We start from the raw sequence: 21,439 nt of genomic DNA on the forward strand, positions 1-21,439 counted from the left end.
TACTCACCCTCTCGGGCTTTCCTCCGGGCGCTTCCCTTCGGTGTTTCCGACTCTATCAGATCTTTCCGATCCGATTTCCTCGGCGCTTTCCAGGTCCCCGCGTTTGTTTCGCGGTTTCCTTTCCGGCGGATCCGACTTTATCAGAAGTTTTTGACCGGTCAGACCGGCCGCTCATTTCTGAGTAATCGGGAGGTGCTTCTCCGAGGTGTCGCTCTCGACACTCTCTGGAAGCTCGTAGAGTCTAGCTGCGACCTGTGAACCTGTCCAGTTCCAGGCAACTGTTTGAATCTACCTCCCCACGCCATCCGTGTCAACGGCTCTTGCGGGGCGAAGAGGAGACTAGCAGCTCACAGGGCTGGAACGCACATCACGCGGCGGTGGGGACCGACGCGCTGCGGTCCGACGCGTCGAGATCGCCGGTCTCACCTGCGCGGACCGCTCGGCCGCCGAGGACGTAGACGTACGCCAGGAAGACCACCTCGGCCAGGACGCCGATTCCGATGCGGGCCCAGGTGGGCAGGCCCGACGGCGTGACGAAGCCTTCGATGGCGCCGGAGACGAGCAGGACCAGGGTGAGGCCGATCGCCATGCCCACCGCCGCGCGCCCCTCCTCCGCCAGCGCGGTGCGCCGGGTACGGGGGCCGGGGTCTATGAGGGTCCAGCCCAGGCGCAGTCCCGTACCGGCGGCGACGAAGACGGCGGTCAGCTCCAGCAGGCCGTGCGGAAGGACCAGCCCCAGGAAGGTGTCGAGCCGGCCGGCGGAGGACATCAGGCCGATACCGACGCCCAGATTCAGCATGTTCTCGAAGAGGATCCAGAGGACGGGCAGGCCGAGAAAGACGCCCAGGACCAGGCACATCGCGGCCGCCTGGGCATTGTTCGTCCACACCTGGGCGGCGAAGGCCGCCGCGGGGTGGCTGGAGTAGTACGTCTCGTACTCGCCACCGGGTCGGGTCAGCTGACGCAGCTGGCTGGGCGCCGCGATCGACGCCTGTACGTCCGGGTGGGTGCCGATCCACCAGCCCAGGAGGATCGCGATGGCTGTGGAGACCAGTGCCGTGGGTACCCACCAGTGGCGGGCGCGGTAGACGGCGGCGGGGAAGCCCTGGCCAAGGAATCGTGTGACGTCACGCCAAGATGCGCGGCGGGTGCCGGTGACGGCGCTACGCGCGCGTGCCACGAGTTGGCTGAGCCGGCCTGTCAGCTGCGGGTCCGGCGCGCTGGACTGGATGAGGGACAGGTGAGTGGCGGTGCGCTGGTACAGGGCGACGAGTTCGTCGGCTTCGGCGCCGTTGAGGCGGCGCCGGCGGCGGAGCAGGGCGTCGAGGCGGTCCCATTCGGCTCGGTGTACGGAGACGAAGACGTCCAGGTCCATCGGGTCTGCCTGCTCCTCGGCTGGTCGTCGACTGCTCGTGGCGGATGGTCTCGATCGCGGTCAGCTCGTAGTACTGCAGCGCGATGCGCTCACAGCTTGGCAGACTTGCGCTTCCGGGGGCAGATCAAGGGAGGACGGCGGGCGTGAGTGAGCTGGTGACGGGCGAGGCGGTGGCGCTCGAACTGCGGCCGGCGAAGCTGCCGAGCAGGGCGCTGGCCGTACTGCTCGATCTGGCGGTGGCCGTGATCGCGTACGTCGTCGTCAGCATCGCCGTGGTGGTGTCGACCGCGTCGCTGGACGAGGCCGCGCAGGTGGCGCTGTCGATCGCGACGTTTCTGCTGGTGCTGGTCGGCGGGCCGGTCGCGGTGGAAACCCTCAGCCATGGGCGTTCGCTGGGGAAGCTGGCCCTCGGGTTGCGGGTGGTGCGCGATGACGGCGGCCCCATCCGGTTCCGGCACGCGCTGGTGCGGGGTGCGATCGGTGTGGTCGAGATCCTGCTGACGTTCGGCGTGATCGCCTGCATCGCCTCGCTGCTGTCGGCGAGAGGCCGGCGGCTCGGGGACGTGTTCGCGGGCACCCTGGTGGTGCGTGAGCGGATACCGGTGGGCCGGGCCGGCATCGTCGCGCCGCCGCCCGCCTGGCTGGCGGGGCGGTTCGCGGAGCTGGACCTGTCGTCGGTGCCGGACGGGCTGTGGCTCGCGGTCCGGCAGTACCTGACCCGGATGGGGCAGCTCGACCCGCAGGTCTCGACGGCGATGGCGCAGCGGCTGGCGGCCGACCTTGCCGCGCGCACGGGCGCCCCGGTGCCGTCGGATCTGCCGGCGGCAGCCTTCCTTGCCGCGGTGGTACACGAACGGCAGTCACGTGAGGCACGGCAGGCGTACGGCGTCGGTGGCTACGCTCCGCCGGCGGCCGCGCCCGGCACACCGGCCATGTATCGGCCCCCGGTCGCGGCGCAGCCGCCCTCCGCTCATGAAGCCCCTTCTTCTCAGCCACCGGCTCCCGCGGCGGGCGATCCGGCGCACTCCGCTCAGCCAGGCCGGCCGCAGGACTGGACCCGGCATCCGCAGCATCCGCTTGCGCCGTCGCCGGTGCCTCCCCGGCCTGCGCAGGGCGAGCCGCCTGCTGACCGGCCGGCCACCGGTTTCGTACCGCCGGCGTAGAGGCGGGGAGCGGTTCCGCCAGGCCCTCGTCGGCGGCCATGCCGGCCCCGAGCCGGCCGATCCAGCCGGTCGCCGGTCCTGATCCAGCGGTCCCCGTCTTCTCTCCGTCCCCGGCGATCAGTCGAACGTCGACGGCGGTGACTCCAGGTCCTCCAGCTCGATCCCGGGGGCGGCCAGGACGACGTCGCCGGCGATGTGGACGGTGTGCCGTTCGCCGGTGTCCAGGGCTGTGACCTGGTATTCGTCCACGATCAGGGGGCCGTTGTCAGTGGCGTGTGCTTCGCTGTTCACCAAGGCCCAGGACTGGTCCACGGTGCGGGGGGCGAGGACCGGGTCGGTGAAGGCGACCAGCCGTACGCGGGTCGCGTCGGACGAGGGGGTGAGGCGCAGGAGACGGGCGGTGGCGACGAGGAACGCGGGGGACGTGCCGGTGAAGGCGTGGGCGCGCACATTGCCTTCGGTGGCGTGGGTTCCGGTGGGGTCGGTGCGGACCCAGGTGACGCCGTCGAGGGCGGCGCCGCGCACCTGCCACTCCCCCGCGTGGAGTTCGAGGCGGATGGGGCGGCCGAGGTCGTCCAGGGCGAGATCGACGGAGCCGCGCTGAGTGCCGGCGGGGTCGGTCAGCCGGGAGACATAGCGCCAGCCGGACGGGCCGGGGGCGCACTGGAAGTGTTCTTCACCGAGGGGGGTGTGACCGTGCGGATCGTGGAGCGAATAGCGGCCGCGGGGCATCGGGGTCCTGGGGCTTGACGGGCTGAGGGTCCGGCCGGACGTGGGCTGGTCTCGTGCGGTCCGGACTTCCGGGGGTCCCGTGCGGTTCCGGCGGGACCGGTCAACGGGGCAGGCCCCCGGCACGGGGGTGCGGGGGCCTGCCTCGGGGGTCTGCTGCCGGGGAGCGCGGCGGTGCACCGGTGCGCTCCCCGGTGAGCGGGACTACGGACTCGCCGGAGTCGCCGGCTCAGTAGCGGTAGTGGTCCGGCTTGTACGGGCCGTCGGCGTCGACGCCGATGTACGCCGCCTGCTCCGGGCGCAGCCGGGTGAGCTTGACGCCCAGGGCGTCCAGGTGGAGGCGGGCGACCTTCTCGTCCAGGTGCTTGGGCAGCACGTACACGCCGATCGGGTACGCGTCGGGCTTGGTGAACAGCTCGATCTGGGCCAGCGTCTGGTCCGCGAAGGAGTTGGACATCACGAACGACGGGTGACCGGTGGCGTTGCCCAGGTTCAGCAGACGCCCCTCGGACAGCACGATGATCTTCTTGCCGTCCGGGAAGGTCCAGGTGTGCACCTGCGGCTTGACCTCGTCCTTGACGATGCCCGGCACCCTGGCCAGACCCGCCATGTCGATCTCGTTGTCGAAGTGACCGATGTTGCCGACGATCGCCTGGTGCTTCATCCGCGCCATGTCCGACGCCAGGATGATGTCCTTGTTGCCGGTCGTGGTGATGAAGATGTCCGCGGTCTCCACCACCTCCTCCAGCGTGGTCACCTGGTAGCCGTCCATCGCCGCCTGCAGCGCGCAGATCGGGTCGATCTCCGTGATGATCACCCGCGCGCCCTGGCCGCGCAGCGACTCCGCACAGCCCTTGCCCACATCGCCGTACCCGCACACGACGGCCGTCTTCCCGCCGATCAGAACGTCGGTGGCGCGGTTGATGCCGTCGACCAGCGAGTGCCGGCAGCCGTACTTGTTGTCGAACTTCGACTTCGTGACGGAGTCGTTGACGTTGATCGCCGGGAAGAGCAGGGTGCCCTCGCGCTGCATCTCGTACAGGCGGTGGACACCCGTGGTGGTCTCCTCCGTCACACCGCGGATCTCCGAGGCCAGCTGGGTCCACTTCTGGGGGTTCTCGCCCAGGGTGCGGTGCAGCAGCTGGAGGATGACGCGGTGCTCGTCGGACTCGGCGGTGTCCAGGGCGGGGACCTCACCGGCCTTCTCGTACTCGACGCCCTTGTGGACGAGGAGGGTGGCGTCGCCGCCGTCGTCCAGGATCATGTTCGGGCCGCCGGTGGGGCTGTCCGGCCAGGTCAGCGCCTGCTCGGTGCACCACCAGTACTCCTCGAGGGTCTCGCCCTTCCAGGCGAAGACCGGGATGCCCTGCGGGTTGTCGGGCGTGCCGTTCGGGCCGACGGCGATGGCGGCGGCCGCGTGGTCCTGGGTGGAGAAGATGTTGCACGAGGCCCAGCGGACCCGGGCGCCGAGGGCGACCAGGGTCTCGATGAGGACGGCGGTCTGCACGGTCATGTGCAGGGAGCCGGTGATGCGGGCGCCGGCGAGGGGCTGGGCCTCGGCGTACTCCTTGCGGATCGCCATCAGGCCGGGCATCTCGTGCTCGGCGAGGCTGATCTCCTTGCGGCCGAACTCGGCCAGCGAGAGATCGGCGACCTTGAAGTCCTGTCGGTTGTCGACAGTCGTCATTGCGAGCTGCTCCTCGGTATTCGGGTCGAGGTGGGTACGGCTGGTCTGCGCGGCGGCGGACACACGAGTGCCCGAGAAGAGGACACTGGCATGCCCACGTACGCGCAGCGCAGTCCGTCGGAGGCCCTCTCTCCCTCGGTCGGTCCGTACGGGACCGCCCGACCGCCATCAGCAGCGACGTCTGGCTCCGTCCCAAGCTACACCGGACGGCCCGGTCGGCCCCAGTCCGCCTCCGGCCGGTTCCGGCCGGAGGCGGGCTCCGGCCGCCCGGGAGACGGTCTCCCTTGCGCCGGGGGGCGGGTGTGCGCAGCCGGAAGGCACCGCGTGCAGTGGGTGGGCGGGTGGGGGCTATTCTTCGCGCTCTTGACAAAAGCATGGGGAGGGCGCGGTATGGCGGGCGGACGGCGGGGACGTGGGCTGGGGATCTCGGCGCTCGTGGTGGGGCTGCTGGGAGTGGTGCTGGGGATCGGCGCCTTCGCCTACGGGCGGGCCGCGTACGGCGTCTCGAGCGTGGGCGGCGAGAGCATGCGGCCGTCGTACGGGCAGGGTGACCGGGTCGTGTGGGAGCGCGTCGACGGGAGCGAGGTGCGGCGCGGTGACGTGGTGGTGTTCACGCCGCCGGAGTCCTACGGGGTCGACGCGCCCCTCATGAAGCGGGTCGTCGGCGTGGGCGGGGACCGGGTGAGGTGCTGCACGCTCGTGGGCGGGCGGGAGCGGCTGACCGTGAACGGCAGGCCGGTCGACGAGCCGTACGTGTACGGCGGTGACGCCGACGGCACGCACACGCCGTACGACGTGACGGTCCCGCAGGGGCGGTTGTTCCTCCTCGGCGACTACCGCGCGAACTCCCAGGACTCGCGTTACCACCTCGACGAGCAGGGCGGGACGGTGTCCGCGGACGCGGTACGCGGCCGGGTGACGGACGACCGCACGGGTCCGGCGCTGCTGGGGACGGGCCTGATCCTCGGTGTCGTGCTGGTCCTCGTCGGCGCCGGTCTGGGCATCGGCTTTCTCGCCGTACGGCGGCGGAAGGCGCCGCCGGTGCCGCCGATGCCCTGGCCGGCGCGGCCGATGGGGAGCTGAGGGAGCCGAAAGGCCCTCAGTGCCCGGCCGTGTGGGGGTTCGGGCCGCCCGGGGTGGCCTCCGGGTCCGGGCCCTTGGCGGCCTCGGCCTCGCTGTAGATGTCGGGTTCGAGATAGATGACACGGGCTATCGGCACGGCGGCGCGGATGCGGGCCTCGGCGGCGTCGATGGCGCTCGCGACCTCGGCGGCCGTGTCGTCGTGCCGGACGGCGATCTTGGCGGCGATCAGCAGCTCCTCGGGGCCGAGGTGGAGCGTGCGCATGTGGATGACGCGGGTGACCGTGTCGCCGTCGACCATCGCGGACTCGATCTGCTTGACCACGTCGGCGCCGGCGGCCTCGCCGAGCAGCAGCGACTTGGTCTCCGCGGCCAGCACCAGGGCGATGCAGACGAGCAGGACACCGATGCAGACCGTGCCGATGCCGTCCCAGACGCCGTCGCCGGTGAGCACGGCGAGACCGACGCCGAGCAGGGCGAGGACGAGGCCGATCAGCGCGCCGAAGTCCTCCAGCAGGACGACCGGCAGCTCGGGCGCCTTGGCGCGGCGGATGAACTGCGCCCAGGACAGGCTGCCGCGCAGCTCGCTGGACTCCTTGATGGCCGTGCGGAAGGAGAAGCCCTCGGCGATGACCGCGAAGAGCAGGACGCCGACCGGCCAGTACCAGTGCTCCAGTTCGTGCGGGTGGCTGATCTTCTCGTAGCCCTCGTAGACGGCGAACATGCCGCCGATGGAGAACAGGACGATGGAGACCAGGAAGGCGTAGATGAAGCGCTCGCGGCCGTAGCCGAAGGGGTGCTGCGGGGTGGCCTCGCGCTGGGCGCGCTTGCCGCCGATGAGCAGCAGGAACTGGTTCCCGGAGTCGGCGAGCGAGTGGACGCCCTCGGCGAGCATCGAGGAGGAGCCGCTGAACGCGAACGCCACGAACTTCGACGCCGCGATCGCGAGGTTGGCCCCCAGTGCCGCCACGATCGCCCTGGTACCGCCTGACGCGCTCATGTGTTCGCGTTGTCCCTTCGCCTCTGGAGCCCCTCGGACCCCGCGGAGCCTGTCGAGCCCGCGGAGTCCTCCCTCGTACGGCCACGCCGTCCGGGCGCGTGCCCGGCTTTGCCCGGCCTTTGCCGGGGGGCCATTCTTGCAGCCCGGCCGGGCATCGCCGCGTCAGGTATCCACAACCCCGGTCATACGATCACAGTGGCGCGGAAGAGCGTGCCCGCGCCCGAGACCTTCACCGTCTCGTCGGCCGGGACGAAGACCGACTGGCCGGGGCCCAGCTCGTGCTCGCCGGCCCGGACCGCGCCGGCGGTGCAGAGCAGGATCTGCGGGGTGCCGAGGGTGAGGTCGCGGGAGGCACCGCCCTCGGGCAGGACGTACCGGGAGAGGCGGAACTCGTCGATCGGCGTGTCGTAGACCTCCTCGCCCGCCGGGGAGGCCTCCGGGCGCAGCACGCCCGGGTCGGTCGCCCGGAAACGGACGATCCGCAGGAGTTCGGGGACGTCGACATGCTTGGGCGTCAGACCGCAGCGCAGGACGTTGTCGGAGTTGGCCATGATCTCGACGCCGAGGCCGTTCAGGTAGGCGTGCGGGACGCCGGCGCCGAGGAACAGGGCCTCGCCGGGCTGCAGCCGGACGTGGTTCAGCAGCATGGCCGCGATGACGCCGGGGTCGCCCGGGTAGTGCCGGGCGATGTCGGCGTAGGGGGCGTGGTCGCCGCCGAGGCGGGCGCAGGCCGCGCCGGTCTCGGCGACCGTCTGCGCCATCGCCTCCGGGTCGGCGGTGAGGATCGCGGTGAGCACCTCGCGCAGGGCCGCGTCCTCCGGCTGGGCGCGCAGCAGGTCGACGTACGGCTTGAGGGAGGCGACGCCGAGCGCCTCGAGCAGGTCGGCGGCCCGGGCCGGGGCGCGGAAGCCGCACAGGCCGTCGAACTCGGTGAGCGCGCAGATCAGTTCGGGCTTGTGGTTGGCGTCCTTGTAGTTGCGGTGCGGGGCGTCGACCGGGATGCCGCGGCGCTCCTCGTCGGCGTACCCCTCCTTCGCCTGCTCCAGGTCGGGGTGCACCTGCAGGGACAGGGGCGCGCCCGCGGCGAGGATCTTGAGGAGGAAGGGCAGCCGCGGGCCGAACCTCGCCACGGCCTCCTTGCCCAGCTCCGCCTCCGGGTTCGCGTCGATGACCTCGACGAGGCTTCCGCGCGCGGTGCGCGAGGGTGCGCCCGGGTGGGCGCCCATCCACATCTCGGCCTGCGGCTCACCGGTCGGCTCGACACCGAGCAGCTGCGGAATGGCGGTGGGGGAACCCCAGGCGTAGGGGCGGATGGTGTTGTGGAGGCGGTCCATGTGTCTTCTCTGTCTCGGTGACGACGGCTGCCCAGCCGGCGCGCGCGGTGCCGCGGGCGGTGCTGGGTGGGCGCGGGCGGTCCGGCCCGTTGCCAGATCAGGCCCTCGAAGCGAGCGCCAGGTAAACGGCGGCGAAATCCGTGACGGCGATCAGTTCCGCGAGGGTCTCCAGTTCCCCGCCTTCCTCCGGTTCGAGTTCGCTGATCGGCGTGTCGTGGCTGAGGGCCACGTCACGGGCGGCGGGGGCGGCGGTGAGGCCGCCGAGCGGGCGGTCGCGCAGGAGCACTACGCGCGCGTGCAGCGCGGGCGGCTCCTCGACGCGGTCGCGGAAGAAGTCGTCGGGGTCGGCGCTTGCGGCCAGCGGACCGGCCAGCAGGGCGCTGTGCGCGGAGAGCGCCTCGGGGAGTTCGGCGACGAGCGCGGGGCGGCCGGAGAGTTCGGCGAGGGCGGCGGCGAAACGGCGTCCGGCGGGGCCCGCCGAGGTTCCTTCCGTCCACACGACGGGCAGCGCGTCGGCGAGTTCGGCGGCGAGGGTCTTGGCCGGGTTGCTGTAGGTGGCGATGGCGGGGCCGCAGCGCTCGGCGATGTGGTCCAGGCGGTCGGCGACCTTCTGCAGGGCGTCCGGCGGAGCGCTGATCAGCCCGATCCGGTCGAGCAGCGCCAGCAGCGGGGTGAGCAGCGCCCAGAACACGCCCGGGGAGGACGCGGCGAGCGGTTCCTCCTGGTCGTACGGCGCCGTCGCCATCGGTACGAACATGCCGTGGGCGCCGGCGACCGACTCCGCGAGAGGGGTGCCGGCCGGGGCGACGGCGACGACCGAGCAGCCTCGGCGGTAGGCCTGTTCGGTGAGGAGGGTGAGGCTGGGCTCGGTGCCGTCCGGAGTGGCGATCAGGAGCAGGTCGACGGAGCCGGCCCAGCCCGGCAGCTCCCAGCGCAGGGCGCCGGCGGCCGGGGCGACACCGGCGGGGGCCAGGCGGACCACGGGGCTGCCGGCGCCGGCCAGGGTGCCGAGGAGGTCGGCGGTGTGGGTGGCGGCGGCTCCGGGGCCGGCGATGAGGACGGCGCGGGGGCGGCCGTCGGGCTTGAGGTCGCCGACGCCGGCCTCTGTGGCGTGCCGGACGGCGGTGCGGACGCGGGCGCCGGCCTCGGCGGCACCGCGCAGCAGGCCTCGGCGGTCGGCCTCGGCGAGGCCCTCCGGGGTGTCGAGCAGCGATTCGTCCAGCATGGGGGCTCCGATCGCCGGGATCCTGTGCGGGTTTCTACGACGTTCGTCTACGACGCGAAGGGCGTCGTCACGCGGGACGGCGGGCCTCGTCCACGAGGAGGACCGGGATGCCGTCGCGGACGGGGTAGGCGAGGCCGCAGTCCTGGCCGGTGCAGATCAGCTCGGTGTCCTGCTCCTTGAGGGCGGCGTGGCAGGCCGGGCAGGCGAGGATCTCCAGGAGGCCGGCTTCGAGCGGCATGGGGTTTCCCTTCGGGGGGTCGTTTCTCTGGCCGGTGGTCAGCGTACCGCTGGCGGGTGGGGTGGGCCGGGGTGTCACCCAAGGGTGCGTTCCGTGGGCGGCCCAGGAGGTGCGTCCCCTAGGGGCCCAGAGGCTGCGTCCCTTGGCCGCCCGGATGGTGCGTGCCCTGGGCGGCCCAGGGGGTGCGTGCCCTGGGCAGCCCGGCGGTGCGTGCCCTGAGCGACCCAGGCGGTGCGTGGCCTGAGCGACCCAGGCGCTGCGTGCCCGGGGCGACCCAGGCAGTGCGTGCCCTGGGCGACCCAGGCAGTGCGTGCCCTGGGCGACCCAGGCGCTGCGTGCCCGGGGCGACCCAGGCAGTGCGTGCCCTGGGCGACCCAGGCGGTGCGTGGCCTAGGGCCCCAGGGGCTGCAGTCCCTGGGCGACCCGGGGGTACGTGCCCCGGGCGCCCCGGGGGGTGCGTGCTCTGGGCGCGGCCCGGGGGGTGCGTGCTCTGGGTGGCGGGTTCGTCCGCCAGGCTCGGCTGTGGAAAGGCGAGGGGCGGCGGCGCCGGCCTGGGCCGCCGGGAAGTGCCGCCCCGGTCCGTCGTGCCCCGCGTTCGCTCACGCCCTGATGATCGCCAGCGCCTCGTCGCGGATCCTGGCCATCGTCGCCTCGTCCTTCGCCTCGGCGTTGAGGCGCAGGAGCGGCTCGGTGTTGGAGGGGCGGACGTTGAACCACCAGTCGGCGGCGGCGACCGTGAGGCCGTCGAGGTCGTCGAGGGTGACGTCGGCGCGGCCCTCGTACGCGGAGCGGATCGCGGCGAGGCGGTCGGCCTGGTCGGCGACGGTGGAGTTGATCTCACCGGAGCCGGCGTAGCGGTCGTACTGGGCGACGAGGGAGGACAGGGGGCCGTCCTGGCCGCCGAGGGCCGCGAGGACGTGCAGGGCGGCCAGCATGCCCGTGTCGGCGTTCCAGAAGTCCTTGAAGTAGTAGTGCGCGGAGTGCTCGCCGCCGAAGATCGCCCCGGTGCGGGCCATCTCGGCCTTGATGAAGGAGTGGCCGACGCGGGTGCGGACCGGGGCGCCGCCGTTCTCCTTCACGACCTCCGGGACCGTACGGGACGTGATCAGGTTGTGGATGACCGTGCCCTTGCCGCCGTGGCGGGCGAGTTCGCGGGCGGCGACCAGCGCGGTGATCGCGGACGGGGAGACCGGGTCGCCGTTCTCGTCCACGACGAAGCAGCGGTCGGCGTCGCCGTCGAAGGCGATGCCGAGGTCGGCGCCCTCCGCAGGGACCCGCTTCTGCAGGTCCACGAGGTTGGCCGGGTCGAGCGGGTTGGCCTCGTGGTTGGGGAAGGTGCCGTCCAGTTCGAAGTACATCGGCACGAGGGTCAGGGGCAGGCCGGCGAAGACCGAGGGGACCGTGTGGCCGCCCATGCCGTTGCCGGCGTCGACCACGACCTTCAGGGGGCGGATGGAGGTCAGGTCGACGAGGGAGCGGAGGTGCGCCGCGTAATCCTCCAACGTCTCGCGGGAGGACAGGGTTCCCGGCCGGTCGACCGGCTCGGGGGCGCCCGACTCCAGCCAGCGCTCGGCCAGTTCGCGGATCTGCGTCAGGCCGGTGTCCTGGCCGACCGGGGCCGCGCCCGCGCGGCACAGCTTGATGCCGTTGTACTGGGCCGGGTTGTGGGAGGCGGTGAACATGGCGCCGGGCAGATTCAGCGCGCCCGAGGCGTAGTACAGCTGGTCGGTGGAGCACAGGCCGATCTCGATGACGTCGGCGCCGCGGTCGGCGGCGCCGCGCGCGAAGGCGCGGGACAGGCCGGGGGACGAGGGCCGCATGTCGTGGCCGACGACGACGGCCGCCGCGCCCGTCACCTCCGCGAAGGCGGCGCCGAAGAGCCCGGCCAGCGACTCGTCCCACTGGTCCGGAACCACTCCGCGTACGTCGTACGCCTTCACGATCTGCGACAGATCAGCAACCACGGCCAACCCTCCTGAAAGTCCTATGGGTGCCCACAAACTACCCGTCCGGGGTAAGGGCATGTTGTGCGGACACCTGGTGGACACCTGGTCGTGACCGCTGGTCGCTACCGTCTGGGTTCGGGCCGGCTCCGAACGGCTTCTAGGCCGGCCTCAGTTGTCCGGGGAGCGCAGGACGCGCAGATGGCCGCGGCGGGCGACTTCCATGGGGTCCGCCGCACGGGCTCCGCCGCCGGCCCCGGCCGCGCGCTCCTGGGGGCGGGCCGCCTCGCGCACGGCGTTGGCGAGCGCCTCCAGGTCGTCGCCGCTGGGCCGCGCGGGAGCGGAGCCGTCGAGGAGGCGGACAACCTCCCAGCCGCGGGGGGCGGTGAGGCGTTCGGAGTGCTCGGCGCACAGGTCGTAGCAGTGCGGCTCGGCGTAGGTGGCGAGCGGGCCGAGGACCGCGGTCGAGTCGGCGTAGACGTACGTCAGCGTCGCGACGGCGGGTCGGCCGCAGGCGGTGCGCGAACAGCGACGTACAGGGCTCACGACGTTGGACGGTACCGCACTCTTGAGCGGGCCGCGACGACTCTCCACCAGGTCACTCCACCGTGTCGTGCTGTGAAACGCCCCACACACCCCTTCGGGGAGTCCCTGCTGACCTGCGTGGACGGGGTCTCGGCGGGTTTTGCGCGTGACTCGATACGGTCATGAGTCGACACAAACACCGTCAATTGCCTTGAGTTCGGCGGTCTTGGAGGGTTACGGAAACGAGCCAGACGTTGGCTGGAATGGTCATCCTGCGACACGACGCGGAGAGGGCCGGTCGAAACAAGGTGCGGCCGATCGGCGGTGGGCTGATCGGCGGGGATCTTGATCGGCTGGGGTGGGGTGGGGTGGGGTGGTTGCGGTCGGATGGGGACGGCTGGTGGGGGTGGGCCTGGGGGGCTCGTCGGGTGGGACGTCGGGTGGGAGGGTGGTTGCCGTGTGGGGGCGGGCGGGGGGCGCGAGCGGGGATTACGCTTCCCCAGTGATGGACAACCGTGTACCGCCCCGTGCCGCCGGCCCCGGGCCCCGCCGCCGTGATCGTCACGGACGGGGCATGCGGGGGCCGATCGCGCCGCCGCAGGTGCCGCTGGCGGCCAGCCGTGCCGATGTGTTCGCCGACCTGGTGCAGGACTCCGTGGACCGTCTCGAGCGGCGCTGGCCGCAGCTGGCCGACATCGATTTCCTCGTGCTGGAGGTGCCCCGGCTGGACGGGCGGGGCGAGCAGGCGTGGAATGACGAGGCCGTGCCGTTGGGCGGGGTCGTTCCCGCGCGGGACGGGCGGCGGGCGCGGGTGGTCGTGTACCGGCGGCCGGTGGAGATCCGGACCAAGGGGCGGGACGAGCGGGCCGCGCTGGTGCACGAGGTGGTCGTGGAGCAGGTGGCGGAGTTGCTGGGGCTGACTCCGGAGACTGTGGATCCTCGGTACGGGGAGGACTAGGGCTGCGGCGGTGCGTGGGTGCCCTGTGCTGGCGCCGGCCGATTGGCGTTTCGGGTTGCCCGGTGCGTGCGGAGTGCCCTGTGCTGGCGCCAGCCAGGCTTTTCAGTTGCCCGGTGCCTGTGAGTGCGCGGTACTGACGCCGGGCAAGGGGTGTTTCGCTTGCCCGCGCTTGCGGGGTGCCGCTGCCTGCATCTGCGCGGGCGCGACCGTCGGGGCCGGGTGGGCGGCGCCCCGGCAACACCCCTGCCCCGCAGTCACACGCCGGCCTTACTTCTGCAGTACCGACAAGTCCTCCGACGTCCTCGGTACCGCTACCAGGCCCCGGTCGTTCGGGAGGGGCTGGATGGTGAAGCCGGGGACTCCGGATTCGGGGGCGGAGAGGGTGCGGGAGGCGTAGACGAGGCCGCCGGAGACGGTTTCGACGGTGAGGGCGTAGGTGCCCTTGAGCCCCGAGGGGACCGGGGCGGCTACGTCCTGCGTGGTGCCGGACTTGATGGTGTACGTCTTCGTCGTCGCCGTGCCGCCGTCGCTGCCCGCCGAGGCCGTGACCTTGACCGTGGCCGTGGCGGTGGGCGCGGTCAGGGAGAGGGTCGTGCCCTTGGCGCTGTTGTCGGCCGAGGTCGCGCGCGTGCCGACGGGCGCGGTGGCCGGGATGAACGCCGTCTCCTGCTTGTCGCCCTTGCCCCGGACCACCCGCAGGGCCGCGACGACCGGCACCGACTGGTCCGTGGGGGTCAGGACGAGGGAGCCCGCCTCGCCTCTGGTCACGTCGCCGAGGTCGGCCGTGGTCGTCATGCCGGACTTCACGTGCAGGGTGTCGTTGCCCGCCGGGGCGATGAGGCCGTCCGGTGAGGCCAGGCGGACCTTCAGGTCGGCGTCGTCGCCACCCGGGGTGAAGGCGATCAGGCGCACGTCGGTGGCGTCCTTGGGGATGCCGGGCAGGACCAGGCTGCCGGCCGGGTCGGCGGACGCCGCCAGCCAGTCGCCGCCCGCCTTGTCGTCCAGGGCCTGCACCGACGCCCCGACCCGGCCGCTGCGCACGCTGACGTGCACGGTCAGGTCGGCCTGCCGTTCGTCGGTGAGCGTGGAGAGCAGGACCGGCTTGCTCGCGTGCGGCGGGACGGTCTGGTTCTCCCCCAGCGGGGACTTGATCGCGCCGTCCTTGCCGTACAGCTCGATGTCGACGACCGCGGCGGAGTCGTCGGGATTGGTCAGGTGGAGGTAGTCGGTGCGGTCGGCGGCCGTGCTGGCGCCGGGGAACCAGAAGTCGGTGTCCGCGGTGGTGCAGGTGACGCCCTGGAGGCCGCGGCCGGTGCCGGCGGCGACCTCGGTGGTCTCCTGCACGGTCCAGCCGGGCGCGAACTTCCCGTCGGCGGTGCCGATGAGCGCGGGCGCGTCGGCGCCTGAGGTGTCGCCGGTGACCGGGGTGCCGGGCGCCTTGGGGGTGAGCACCGGCTGGTCCGCCGTCTTCTTGCCGTCCTTGGAGCCCTTGCCGCCCTTGGCGCCCTTGCTGGTCCCGGAGTTGTCCGAGCCGTCCGCCAACTGACCGTCGGCCGCCTGGAGTCGGGCCTTGCCCGTGCTCGCCGTGCCCTGGGTGACGGGTGTGAACGACGTGTACGACGTGTCGGCTATGTCCGAGATGCTCGGTGCCGGGCACAGCAGGCTCGTGCGTTCCACCGGGAGTTCGGCGGCCGCCTTGGGGGCGGAGGCGCCGGACGCGGTCGGGCCGGCGAGCGCGGCGAACGCGGTGACGGCGGCCAGTGCGCCGGTGGCGGCGGTCAGGGACAGGGTGGTGCGGTTCACTGCTGGCTCCCGTCGGGGCGCTCGCTGCCGGTGCCGTGGGGGTGCTGGGCCGGGTCGTAGCCCTGCTGGGCGGGGTCGTAACCCTGCTGGGCGGGGTCGTAACCCTGCTGGGTGTCGTACGCCGGGTGGTAGCCCTGCTGGTAGGCCGCCGGGTCGTACGGCACCGGGCCGCCTGTGCCGTCGTAGGCGTACGGGTCGTACTGGCCGGGCTGCTGATAGGGGTCGGCCGGGTACGTCTGCTGGTCGTGGCCGGAGGGCTGGTACGGAGCGCCGTCCTGGTACTGGTCGGCTCCGTAGGCCGGGTAGCCGGCGTTCGCATAGGAGTCCTGCTCCCACTCGCCGTACGCCTGCTGGTGCGGTACGGCGGCCGGGGGCTGCTCCGGCAGGGGCGGCGCCGTGGGCTGCTCGCCGGCGGCCTGCTCACCGGCCTGCTCCTCGGCCTGGGCGCGCAGGCGGCGAGCGCGGCGGCCCTCCCCGGCGGTGGCCTGCGCGGGCAGCGGCTCGATCTCGGGGAGATCGTCGTCGACGTCGCGGCGGCGGCCGGGCAGGGCGAGGACGACCAGGACGACGGCGAGCGCGCCCTGGAGCCACAGCCAGGCGGTGTGGGTGATCGGGTCGTCGTAGGTGACGTCCAGCTTTCCGCCGTCGGCGGGCAGCTGGAAGCCCTGGGCCCAGCCGTCGACCGTGGTGCGGGTGAGCGGCTTGCCGTTCAGGGTGGCCGTCCAGCCGTCGGAGGCGGTGTCGGCGAGGCGCAGGACGCGGCCCGCGGAGCCGGCCGGGACGGTGGTGTGGATCTCCACCGGTCCGGCACTGACCGGTCGGCCGGCGCCCGAGCCGCCGACGGGGACGATGGCCGCGCGGGAGACCTCCTGGTCGACGCGGTACAGCGCGCTGCCGTTCTGCTGGCTGAGCCGGGTCAGGCCGGGGGTGGTGTCGAGGACGCGGGTGATGTCCCGGGGCGCGCCCTGGCGGACGAGGACGTACCGCACGGCGAAGCCGCCGAGTTCGTCGGCCTGGTCGGCGCCGGAGCCGGCGACGAGGTTGGCGACGACCTTGTCCAGCCGGGTGTCCGCGCCGTCGGCGGCGCCGGCCTCGGCGTCGCCCATGCGGGCGCCGGAGCCGCGGACCAGGGTGTAGCGCACGCGCGCGGGGGAGTCGCTGTCCAGGATCAGGGTGCGGGCCCGGTCGCCGGTGGCGGAGTCCTCGGCGACGAACGCGGGCACCTGGGTCGGGTCGCGGCGCTCCAGCGGGCCGTCGGCGCCGCCGATCATCCAGCCGGCGGCGACGAGCAGCGGGCCCGCGGCCGAGGCGAAGGCGATCAGGGCGGCCACGGGCTGGCGCCAGCCGAAGCTCTGCTCGGCCACACGCGCGCGTGCGCCGTCGGCGCCGAGGGCGGCGGCGGCCAGCAGGGCGATGCCGTAGACGAGGGTGGCCGGTCCGGCCCAGGCGGACCTGTTGGACAGGACGGCGAGGACGAGGCCCAGCAGGGCGACGGCCCAGGCGGTGCGGACGGCCAGCTGGCGTTCGGAACGCAGGAGCGCGGCCAGGGCGGCGAGGACGATGCCGATGAGCATCAGGCCGTGCACGGTGCCGGGGCCGCCGGGGCTGGCGCCGAGCAGGTCGAGCGCGGAGGCGGCCGACGGGCCGTAGGCCAGGCCCGCCTCCTTGAAGAAGCCGCCCGGGAACAGGGTCAGCGACCAGGGGGCGAGGACCAGCAGCGGGGTGCCGAGCTGGGCGAGGAAGCGCAGGGCGTGCGCGGTCAGGTCGCCGCGGCGCAGCACGAGCACGCCGATGCCGAGGAGCAGCGCGATCGGCCAGACGATCGGCGTGAAGGCGGTGGTGATGGTCAGCAGCAGCGCGTAGGCCCAGGTGGCGCGCCAACTGCCGCGTGCGCCGGAGCGGTTCGCGAGGCCGCTCGCGGCGATGCCGGCGCGCGCGATGAGCGGCAGCAGTACGGCGAGGACGGCGGTGCCGATGCGGCCGCCGGCCAGGGCGCCGGTGGTGGCGGGCAGGAACGCGTAGGCCACGGCCGCCCAGGCGCGCAGCAGCCGGGAGGTGACGAGCGGCCGGGAGGCGAAGTAGGCGGTGAATCCGGCGAGCGGCACGGAGGCCACCAGCAGGACGGTGACGGCGAGTCCGGTGGAGCCGAACAGGAGCGTGGCGAAGGCGGCGAGGATCGCGAGGTAGGGCGGGGCGGAGGAGGTGCCGCCCGCGCCGACCGGGTGCCAGCTGTCGGCGAAGTGGGACCACAGGTCGCCGGCGCCGGCCGGGGCGGGCAGCAGGGCGCCGCCGCCGAGGGCGCCGCCGCCGAGCAGGGCGCGGCAGGCGACCAGGGAGATCAGCAGCAGGGCGAGGAAGAGCACGGGGCCGGGCCTGCGGGCGATCCGCTTGAGCCGGGCGAACTGCTCGATCTGCAGGAAGTCGGCGTCGTCGCCGCCGGGCCCGGACTCCACGGCGCCGCCGTGCCGGCCGGCCGGGGAGGTGTCGTCGGTGCCGCTGGTGAAGTTGGCGGCGAGTTGTTCGACGGTGGCCCGGATGGTGGCGCCGGGCGGCGGGAAGAGCCGGCGCAGCTCGGCCTTGTCGATCTGCGGGCGGCCGCGGCGGCGCCGGGCGGCGATGATCCGCTCGGGGCGCAGCAGGGTGCCGAGCAGGCCGCGGATCTCGTCGACGGCCTGGCCGGGCACCTTGCCGACGAGGTAGGCGACGGTCCGCAGGAGCGTGCCGAGCACCAGCCGCACGAACACCCAGGGCAGGGCGGCGCCGCGGGTGTTGACGAGCAGGGTGTAGACGGCGCCGGCCTTGTCGACTTTGTGCGGGGAGGCGGCGGTGCGGCCGACGCAGTCGACGGCGCGGCGCTCGCGGGAGGCCGCCTCGGCGTGCCGGACGACGGCGTCGGGGGCGATCAGGACGCGGTGGCCGGCGGCGTGGGCGCGCCAGCACAGGTCGACGTCGTCGCGCATCAGGGGCAGCCGGCGGTCGAAGCCGCCGAGCTGTTCGAAGACGTCACGGCGGATGAGCATGCCGGCGGTGGAGACGGAGAGCACGGTGCGCACGTGGTCGTGCTGGCCCTGGTCCTGTTCACGGCGGTCCAGGCCGGTCCAGCGGCGGCCGGAGTGGGCGATGGAGACGCCGACCTCCAGCAGCTGCCTGCGGTCGTACCAGCCGCGCAGCTTGGGGCCGACGACGGCCACGTCGTCGCGGCCCAGCTCCAGTTCGTTGTCGACGACTCGCAGCAGTTCGGCGAGGGCGTCGGGTTCGGGGGCGCAGTCGTCGTGCAGCAGCCAGAGCCAGTGGATGGGCTCGCCGTGCGGCAGTTCGGGCAGGTCGTACGCGTCGTCGCGCCACGTGCGCGTGACGGGGTCCCAGCCGCTGGGGCGCTTGAGGTAGGGCAGCTCTTCGGGGGTGAGCACCGGGGCGGTGCGGCTCGCCTCCTCGACCGCCTGGCCGAAGCCGGTGCGGCGGGCGAGGTGCAGGACGTTCGCGTCGCCGAGGGACTCGGTGAGCAGCCGGGCGGAGTCGTCCGCGCTGCCGGTGTCGGCGGCCACCGCGTACTGCACGGGGCGCTCCTGGCCGAGCAGCCCGGCGAGGGCGTCGGGCAGCCAGCGGGCGCCGTCGTGGGAGACGAGGACCGCGGTCACCACATGGCGCGGGAACTCAGGTGTGGCGGCGCCGGCTTGGGCTGCCGTTTGGCTGTGCACGGACATCGAGGTACGGGCCCCGGTTCGATGGACTGCGGTGGACGCCCGCGCCCTCTCGGGGGCCGAAAGGACAGCGGGGCGTCTCGGACGAGCGACCACACTATCGGCTGGCCATGACGACGGCCCGCCGCCTGTGGATAACCCACCGGTGACGGGCCGTTCGTGACGTTTTGGTGTGAATGAGCGTGCGTGTGCGCGCTCAGACGGCGGCCTTCTTGAGCCGGCGGCGCTCCCGCTCGGACAGGCCGCCCCAGATGCCGAAGCGCTCGTCGTTGGCGAGGGCGTACTCGAGGCACTCGGAGCGGACCTCGCAGGCGAGGCAGACCTTCTTCGCCTCTCTGGTGGAGCCGCCCTTCTCGGGGAAGAAGGACTCGGGGTCGGTCTGGGCGCACAGCGCGCGCTCCTGCCAGCCGAGTTCCTCGTCCGCGTCGTCGACCAGCAGTTGCTGCACCAGCTCGGTCATGTGCGCCCCTCGTCTGTCTTTCGCGTCCCCGTGTGTAGCCGTCGCTACCGATTTCGGCTGAACGACACGAGTGAAATTACAAGTGTGCTGCTCCGGGCGAGTCAAGCCGAGATCTGCTATTGGGCCCGTTATTCACTCTGCGGAACCAAGGCCGTGCGGAAAGTGTTCAAATCGCCATATACCTTGACACGCAGGCGAGGCCCGGGAGGGCGGCCGAACCTCGTACAGACCTCTGTACGAAGAAAGACGTCCCCGCGTTCGATCGCGTTGCACGAGGCTTGAACGCTCGGTTGTGCGCCATGTGTCCCGGGTTCCCGATGAACAAACCTTTCGCCTGCCGGATGAACCGGATGAGGTGAAACCTGTCCCACATGGCGGCCCCGAAGTTGACAGCTCAGGTGTGAACCGGTGTCCTAGTGGGCATGCTCGCGCACTCGGCACTCACCTCGACCCGCACCGCCGGGTCCATCGGTGCTGCCCAGTGCCGCTGTAGCTGTTGTCGCTGTTCCAGCTGTTGAGCCGTACCCGCTCCAGCTGTACGCCGAGTCGTCCCGGACCCGGCGCCCGTTCCCTCCGACCCTCTTGTACCGAGGAACCAGGCACCCCCCATGAACAGCGACAACGACCTCCAGATCGCCGGCGACATCCTCGAGGTCCCGCACCTGCTCCAGCCGCCGCGCGAGCACCCGGCGACCGTGGCCGAGTTCGTCGGGCTCGCCCGCTCCATCGCCGCCGACCGCTCCCAGTGGGCCCACCTCGTCCGCTACGACGCGACCACCCGCTGGTACCACCGGCTGCGCAGCGGACCCGGATACGAGGTGTGGCTGCTGTCCTGGGTGCCGGGGCAGGGCAGCGGGCTGCACGACCACGGCCGCTCCTCCGGAGTCCTCACCGTCCTGGAGGGCACCCTCACCGAGCGCACCGAACGCGCCACGCGCGCGTTGGCGTCAGGCGCGCAGCGGGTGTTCGCGCCGGGGTACGTCCACGAGGTCGTCAACGACGCCCTGGAACCCGCGGTCAGCCTGCACGTGTACCACCCGGGCCTGACCGCGATGCCGATGCACACGGCCCCGCACTGCGAGGCTCGTCCGGTGACTGCCTGACGCGTTGTCGTAGCCGCCTGCAAGACTTGGGGTCATGCGCATTGTGGTTCTGGCAGGCGGCATCGGTGGTGCCCGGTTCCTGCGCGGCCTGAAGCAGGCCGCGCCGGACGCGGACGTCACGGTGATCGGCAACACCGGCGACGACATCCACCTCTTCGGGCTGAAGGTCTGCCCGGACCTGGACACGGTGATGTACACGCTGGGCGGCGGCATCAACGAGGAACAGGGCTGGGGGCGGGACGACGAGACCTTCCACCTGAAGGAGGAGCTGGCGGCCTACGGGGTCGGGCCGGACTGGTTCGGCCTCGGCGACCGGGACTTCGCCACGCACATCGTGCGCACGCAGATGCTCGGCGCGGGCTATCCCCTCAGCGCCGTCACCGAGGCGCTGTGCGACCGCTGGAAGCCGGGCGTGAAGCTGATCCCGATGACCGACGACCGCGTGGAGACGCACGTGGCCGTCGAGGTCGACGGCGAGCGCAGGGCGGTCCATTTCCAGGAGTACTGGGTACGGCTGCGGGCCTGTGTCCCCGCCGAGGCCGTGGTCCCGGTGGGCGCCGAGCAGGCCAAGCCGGCGCCCGGCGTGCTGGAGGCCATCGCCGAGGCGGACGTCATCCTCTTCCCTCCGTCCAACCCGGTCGTGTCCATCGGCACCATCCTCGCCGTGCCCGGCGTCCGGGAGGCCATCGCGGACGCGGGCGTGCCCGTGATCGGCCTGTCCCCCATCGTCGGGGACGCGCCGGTGCGCGGCATGGCCGACAAGGTGCTCGCCGCGATCGGCGTGGAGTCCACGGCCGCCGCGGTCGCCGAGCACTACGGCTCCGGACTGCTGGACGGCTGGCTGGTCGACACCGTGGACGCGGCCGCGGTCGAGCAGGTCGAGGCGGACGGCATCCGCTGCCGGGCCGTACCGCTGATGATGACCGACGTCGACGCGGCCGCCCGGATGGCACGGGAGGCCCTGGCACTGGCCGAGGAGGTGCGGGGAGCGTGAGTACGGTGGCTTCCGGCGCGGACGCCGAAGTGGCGGGGGCCGGCGGGACGGGCGCCGTTGCCGGCTCGGAGGCGGCCGGCTCGGGAGCGGCGACGGTCGGCCGGGAGGCGCCGGATATCGC

At 72.7% G+C, this 21,439-nt stretch carries 17 protein-coding genes; 5 read left to right on the forward strand and 12 right to left on the reverse strand.

Translation table 11 applies throughout. The features are described 5' to 3' along the window. Positions 1 to 367 precede the first annotated feature (367 nt). Positions 368 to 1,375, reverse strand: coding sequence for a stage II sporulation protein M (locus AB0950_RS30125; RefSeq protein ID WP_366779837.1), 1,008 nt, complete (start codon positions 1,373 to 1,375; stop codon positions 368 to 370). Between the two features lie 143 nt (positions 1,376 to 1,518). On the opposite strand from AB0950_RS30125, the gene AB0950_RS30130 reads away from it, so the two are divergent. Continuing rightward, positions 1,519 to 2,538 carry an RDD family protein gene (locus tag AB0950_RS30130; protein WP_366779838.1) on the forward strand — a complete coding sequence of 340 codons (1,020 nt, stop codon included), beginning with the start codon at positions 1,519 to 1,521 and terminating at the stop codon, positions 2,536 to 2,538. A gap of 117 nt (positions 2,539 to 2,655) precedes the next feature. Here the strand turns inward: AB0950_RS30130 and AB0950_RS30135 are convergent, their stop codons facing one another. Together AB0950_RS30135 and ahcY are read right to left on the reverse strand one after the other, a co-directional pair. Beyond that, positions 2,656 to 3,270: a hypothetical protein gene (locus AB0950_RS30135; RefSeq protein ID WP_366779839.1), complete on the reverse strand. Its 615-nt coding sequence runs from the start codon at positions 3,268 to 3,270 to the stop codon at positions 2,656 to 2,658. Positions 3,271 to 3,496: 226 nt separating this feature from the next. Next, complete coding sequence (ahcY, locus tag AB0950_RS30140) at positions 3,497 to 4,954, reverse strand: adenosylhomocysteinase (RefSeq protein ID WP_360162217.1); 1,458 nt, start codon at positions 4,952 to 4,954, stop codon at positions 3,497 to 3,499. Between the two features lie 390 nt (positions 4,955 to 5,344). Between ahcY and lepB the strand changes: the two genes are divergently transcribed. Next, positions 5,345 to 6,037 carry a signal peptidase I gene (lepB, locus tag AB0950_RS30145; RefSeq protein WP_360574676.1) on the forward strand — a complete coding sequence of 231 codons (693 nt, stop codon included), beginning with the start codon at positions 5,345 to 5,347 and terminating at the stop codon, positions 6,035 to 6,037. A gap of 16 nt (positions 6,038 to 6,053) precedes the next feature. Here the strand turns inward: lepB and AB0950_RS30150 are convergent, their stop codons facing one another. From AB0950_RS30150 to AB0950_RS30175, 6 genes are all read right to left on the reverse strand, one after another. Continuing rightward, positions 6,054 to 7,034: a cation diffusion facilitator family transporter gene (locus tag AB0950_RS30150; RefSeq protein ID WP_366779840.1), complete on the reverse strand. Its 981-nt coding sequence runs from the start codon at positions 7,032 to 7,034 to the stop codon at positions 6,054 to 6,056. A gap of 182 nt (positions 7,035 to 7,216) precedes the next feature. Further along, complete coding sequence (gene manA / locus AB0950_RS30155; protein WP_366779841.1) at positions 7,217 to 8,368, reverse strand: mannose-6-phosphate isomerase, class I; 1,152 nt, start codon at positions 8,366 to 8,368, stop codon at positions 7,217 to 7,219. A 97-nt stretch (positions 8,369 to 8,465) separates the two neighbouring features. Then, the gene (locus tag AB0950_RS30160; RefSeq protein WP_360162225.1) at positions 8,466 to 9,593 is read right to left on the reverse strand and encodes an SIS domain-containing protein; all 1,128 of its coding nucleotides are present in this window, start codon (positions 9,591 to 9,593) and stop codon (positions 8,466 to 8,468) included. A gap of 67 nt (positions 9,594 to 9,660) precedes the next feature. Then, positions 9,661 to 9,831, reverse strand: coding sequence for a Trm112 family protein (locus tag AB0950_RS30165; protein WP_360162227.1), 171 nt, complete (start codon positions 9,829 to 9,831; stop codon positions 9,661 to 9,663). 599 nt (positions 9,832 to 10,430) lie between these two features. Further along, positions 10,431 to 11,795 carry a phosphomannomutase/phosphoglucomutase gene (locus AB0950_RS30170; RefSeq protein WP_360162229.1) on the reverse strand — a complete coding sequence of 455 codons (1,365 nt, stop codon included), beginning with the start codon at positions 11,793 to 11,795 and terminating at the stop codon, positions 10,431 to 10,433. A 150-nt stretch (positions 11,796 to 11,945) separates the two neighbouring features. Further along, a complete protein-coding gene (locus tag AB0950_RS30175) occupies positions 11,946 to 12,368 on the reverse strand; it encodes a DUF3499 domain-containing protein (protein WP_186287702.1) in 423 nt (140 codons plus the stop codon). A 436-nt stretch (positions 12,369 to 12,804) separates the two neighbouring features. Between AB0950_RS30175 and AB0950_RS30180 the strand changes: the two genes are divergently transcribed. Continuing rightward, positions 12,805 to 13,257, forward strand: coding sequence for a metallopeptidase family protein (locus AB0950_RS30180; protein ID WP_330342906.1), 453 nt, complete (start codon positions 12,805 to 12,807; stop codon positions 13,255 to 13,257). A 267-nt stretch (positions 13,258 to 13,524) separates the two neighbouring features. Here AB0950_RS30180 and AB0950_RS30185 read toward each other — a convergent pair whose 3' ends face one another. From AB0950_RS30185 to AB0950_RS30195, 3 genes are all read right to left on the reverse strand, one after another. Next, positions 13,525 to 15,060: a DUF5719 family protein gene (locus tag AB0950_RS30185; RefSeq protein ID WP_360162230.1), complete on the reverse strand. Its 1,536-nt coding sequence runs from the start codon at positions 15,058 to 15,060 to the stop codon at positions 13,525 to 13,527. After that, the gene (locus AB0950_RS30190; protein ID WP_366779842.1) at positions 15,057 to 18,764 is read right to left on the reverse strand and encodes a glycosyltransferase; all 3,708 of its coding nucleotides are present in this window, start codon (positions 18,762 to 18,764) and stop codon (positions 15,057 to 15,059) included. The genes AB0950_RS30185 and AB0950_RS30190 overlap by 4 nt, the downstream gene beginning before the upstream one ends. Before the next feature lie 193 nt (positions 18,765 to 18,957). Beyond that, positions 18,958 to 19,221 carry a WhiB family transcriptional regulator gene (locus AB0950_RS30195; protein WP_003975777.1) on the reverse strand — a complete coding sequence of 88 codons (264 nt, stop codon included), beginning with the start codon at positions 19,219 to 19,221 and terminating at the stop codon, positions 18,958 to 18,960. Between the two features lie 608 nt (positions 19,222 to 19,829). Between AB0950_RS30195 and AB0950_RS30200 the strand changes: the two genes are divergently transcribed. Further along, positions 19,830 to 20,324 (forward strand): cysteine dioxygenase family protein, encoded by a 495-nt coding sequence (locus AB0950_RS30200; protein WP_366779843.1) that lies wholly within the window; start codon positions 19,830 to 19,832, stop codon positions 20,322 to 20,324. Positions 20,325 to 20,358: 34 nt separating this feature from the next. Then, complete coding sequence (gene cofD, locus AB0950_RS30205; RefSeq protein WP_366779844.1) at positions 20,359 to 21,318, forward strand: 2-phospho-L-lactate transferase; 960 nt, start codon at positions 20,359 to 20,361, stop codon at positions 21,316 to 21,318. The last annotated feature ends 121 nt before the right edge of the window (positions 21,319 to 21,439 follow it).

It is taken from the genome of Streptomyces sp. NPDC007189 (genome assembly GCF_040703635.1).
Lineage (GTDB): Bacteria > Actinomycetota > Actinomycetes > Streptomycetales > Streptomycetaceae > Streptomyces.

What these genes read in the sequence shown, in the direction of transcription:
- AB0950_RS30150 (WP_366779840.1), bottom strand. Translation starts at nt 7,034, where the DNA reads ATGAGCGCGTCAGGCGGTACCAGGGCGATCGTGGCGGCACTGGGGGCC.
- manA (WP_366779841.1), bottom strand. Translation starts at nt 8,368, where the DNA reads ATGGACCGCCTCCACAACACCATCCGCCCCTACGCCTGGGGTTCCCCC.
- AB0950_RS30125 (WP_366779837.1), bottom strand. Translation starts at nt 1,375, where the DNA reads ATGGACCTGGACGTCTTCGTCTCCGTACACCGAGCCGAATGGGACCGC.
- AB0950_RS30165 (WP_360162227.1), bottom strand. Translation starts at nt 9,831, where the DNA reads ATGCCGCTCGAAGCCGGCCTCCTGGAGATCCTCGCCTGCCCGGCCTGC.
- AB0950_RS30195 (WP_003975777.1), bottom strand. Translation starts at nt 19,221, where the DNA reads ATGACCGAGCTGGTGCAGCAACTGCTGGTCGACGACGCGGACGAGGAA.
- ahcY (WP_360162217.1), bottom strand. Translation starts at nt 4,954, where the DNA reads ATGACGACTGTCGACAACCGACAGGACTTCAAGGTCGCCGATCTCTCG.
- AB0950_RS30200 (WP_366779843.1), top strand. Translation starts at nt 19,830, where the DNA reads ATGAACAGCGACAACGACCTCCAGATCGCCGGCGACATCCTCGAGGTC.
- AB0950_RS30190 (WP_366779842.1), bottom strand. Translation starts at nt 18,764, where the DNA reads ATGTCCGTGCACAGCCAAACGGCAGCCCAAGCCGGCGCCGCCACACCT.
- AB0950_RS30180 (WP_330342906.1), top strand. Translation starts at nt 12,805, where the DNA reads ATGGACAACCGTGTACCGCCCCGTGCCGCCGGCCCCGGGCCCCGCCGC.
- AB0950_RS30135 (WP_366779839.1), bottom strand. Translation starts at nt 3,270, where the DNA reads ATGCCCCGCGGCCGCTATTCGCTCCACGATCCGCACGGTCACACCCCC.
- cofD (WP_366779844.1), top strand. Translation starts at nt 20,359, where the DNA reads ATGCGCATTGTGGTTCTGGCAGGCGGCATCGGTGGTGCCCGGTTCCTG.
- lepB (WP_360574676.1), top strand. Translation starts at nt 5,345, where the DNA reads ATGGCGGGCGGACGGCGGGGACGTGGGCTGGGGATCTCGGCGCTCGTG.
- AB0950_RS30160 (WP_360162225.1), bottom strand. Translation starts at nt 9,593, where the DNA reads ATGCTGGACGAATCGCTGCTCGACACCCCGGAGGGCCTCGCCGAGGCC.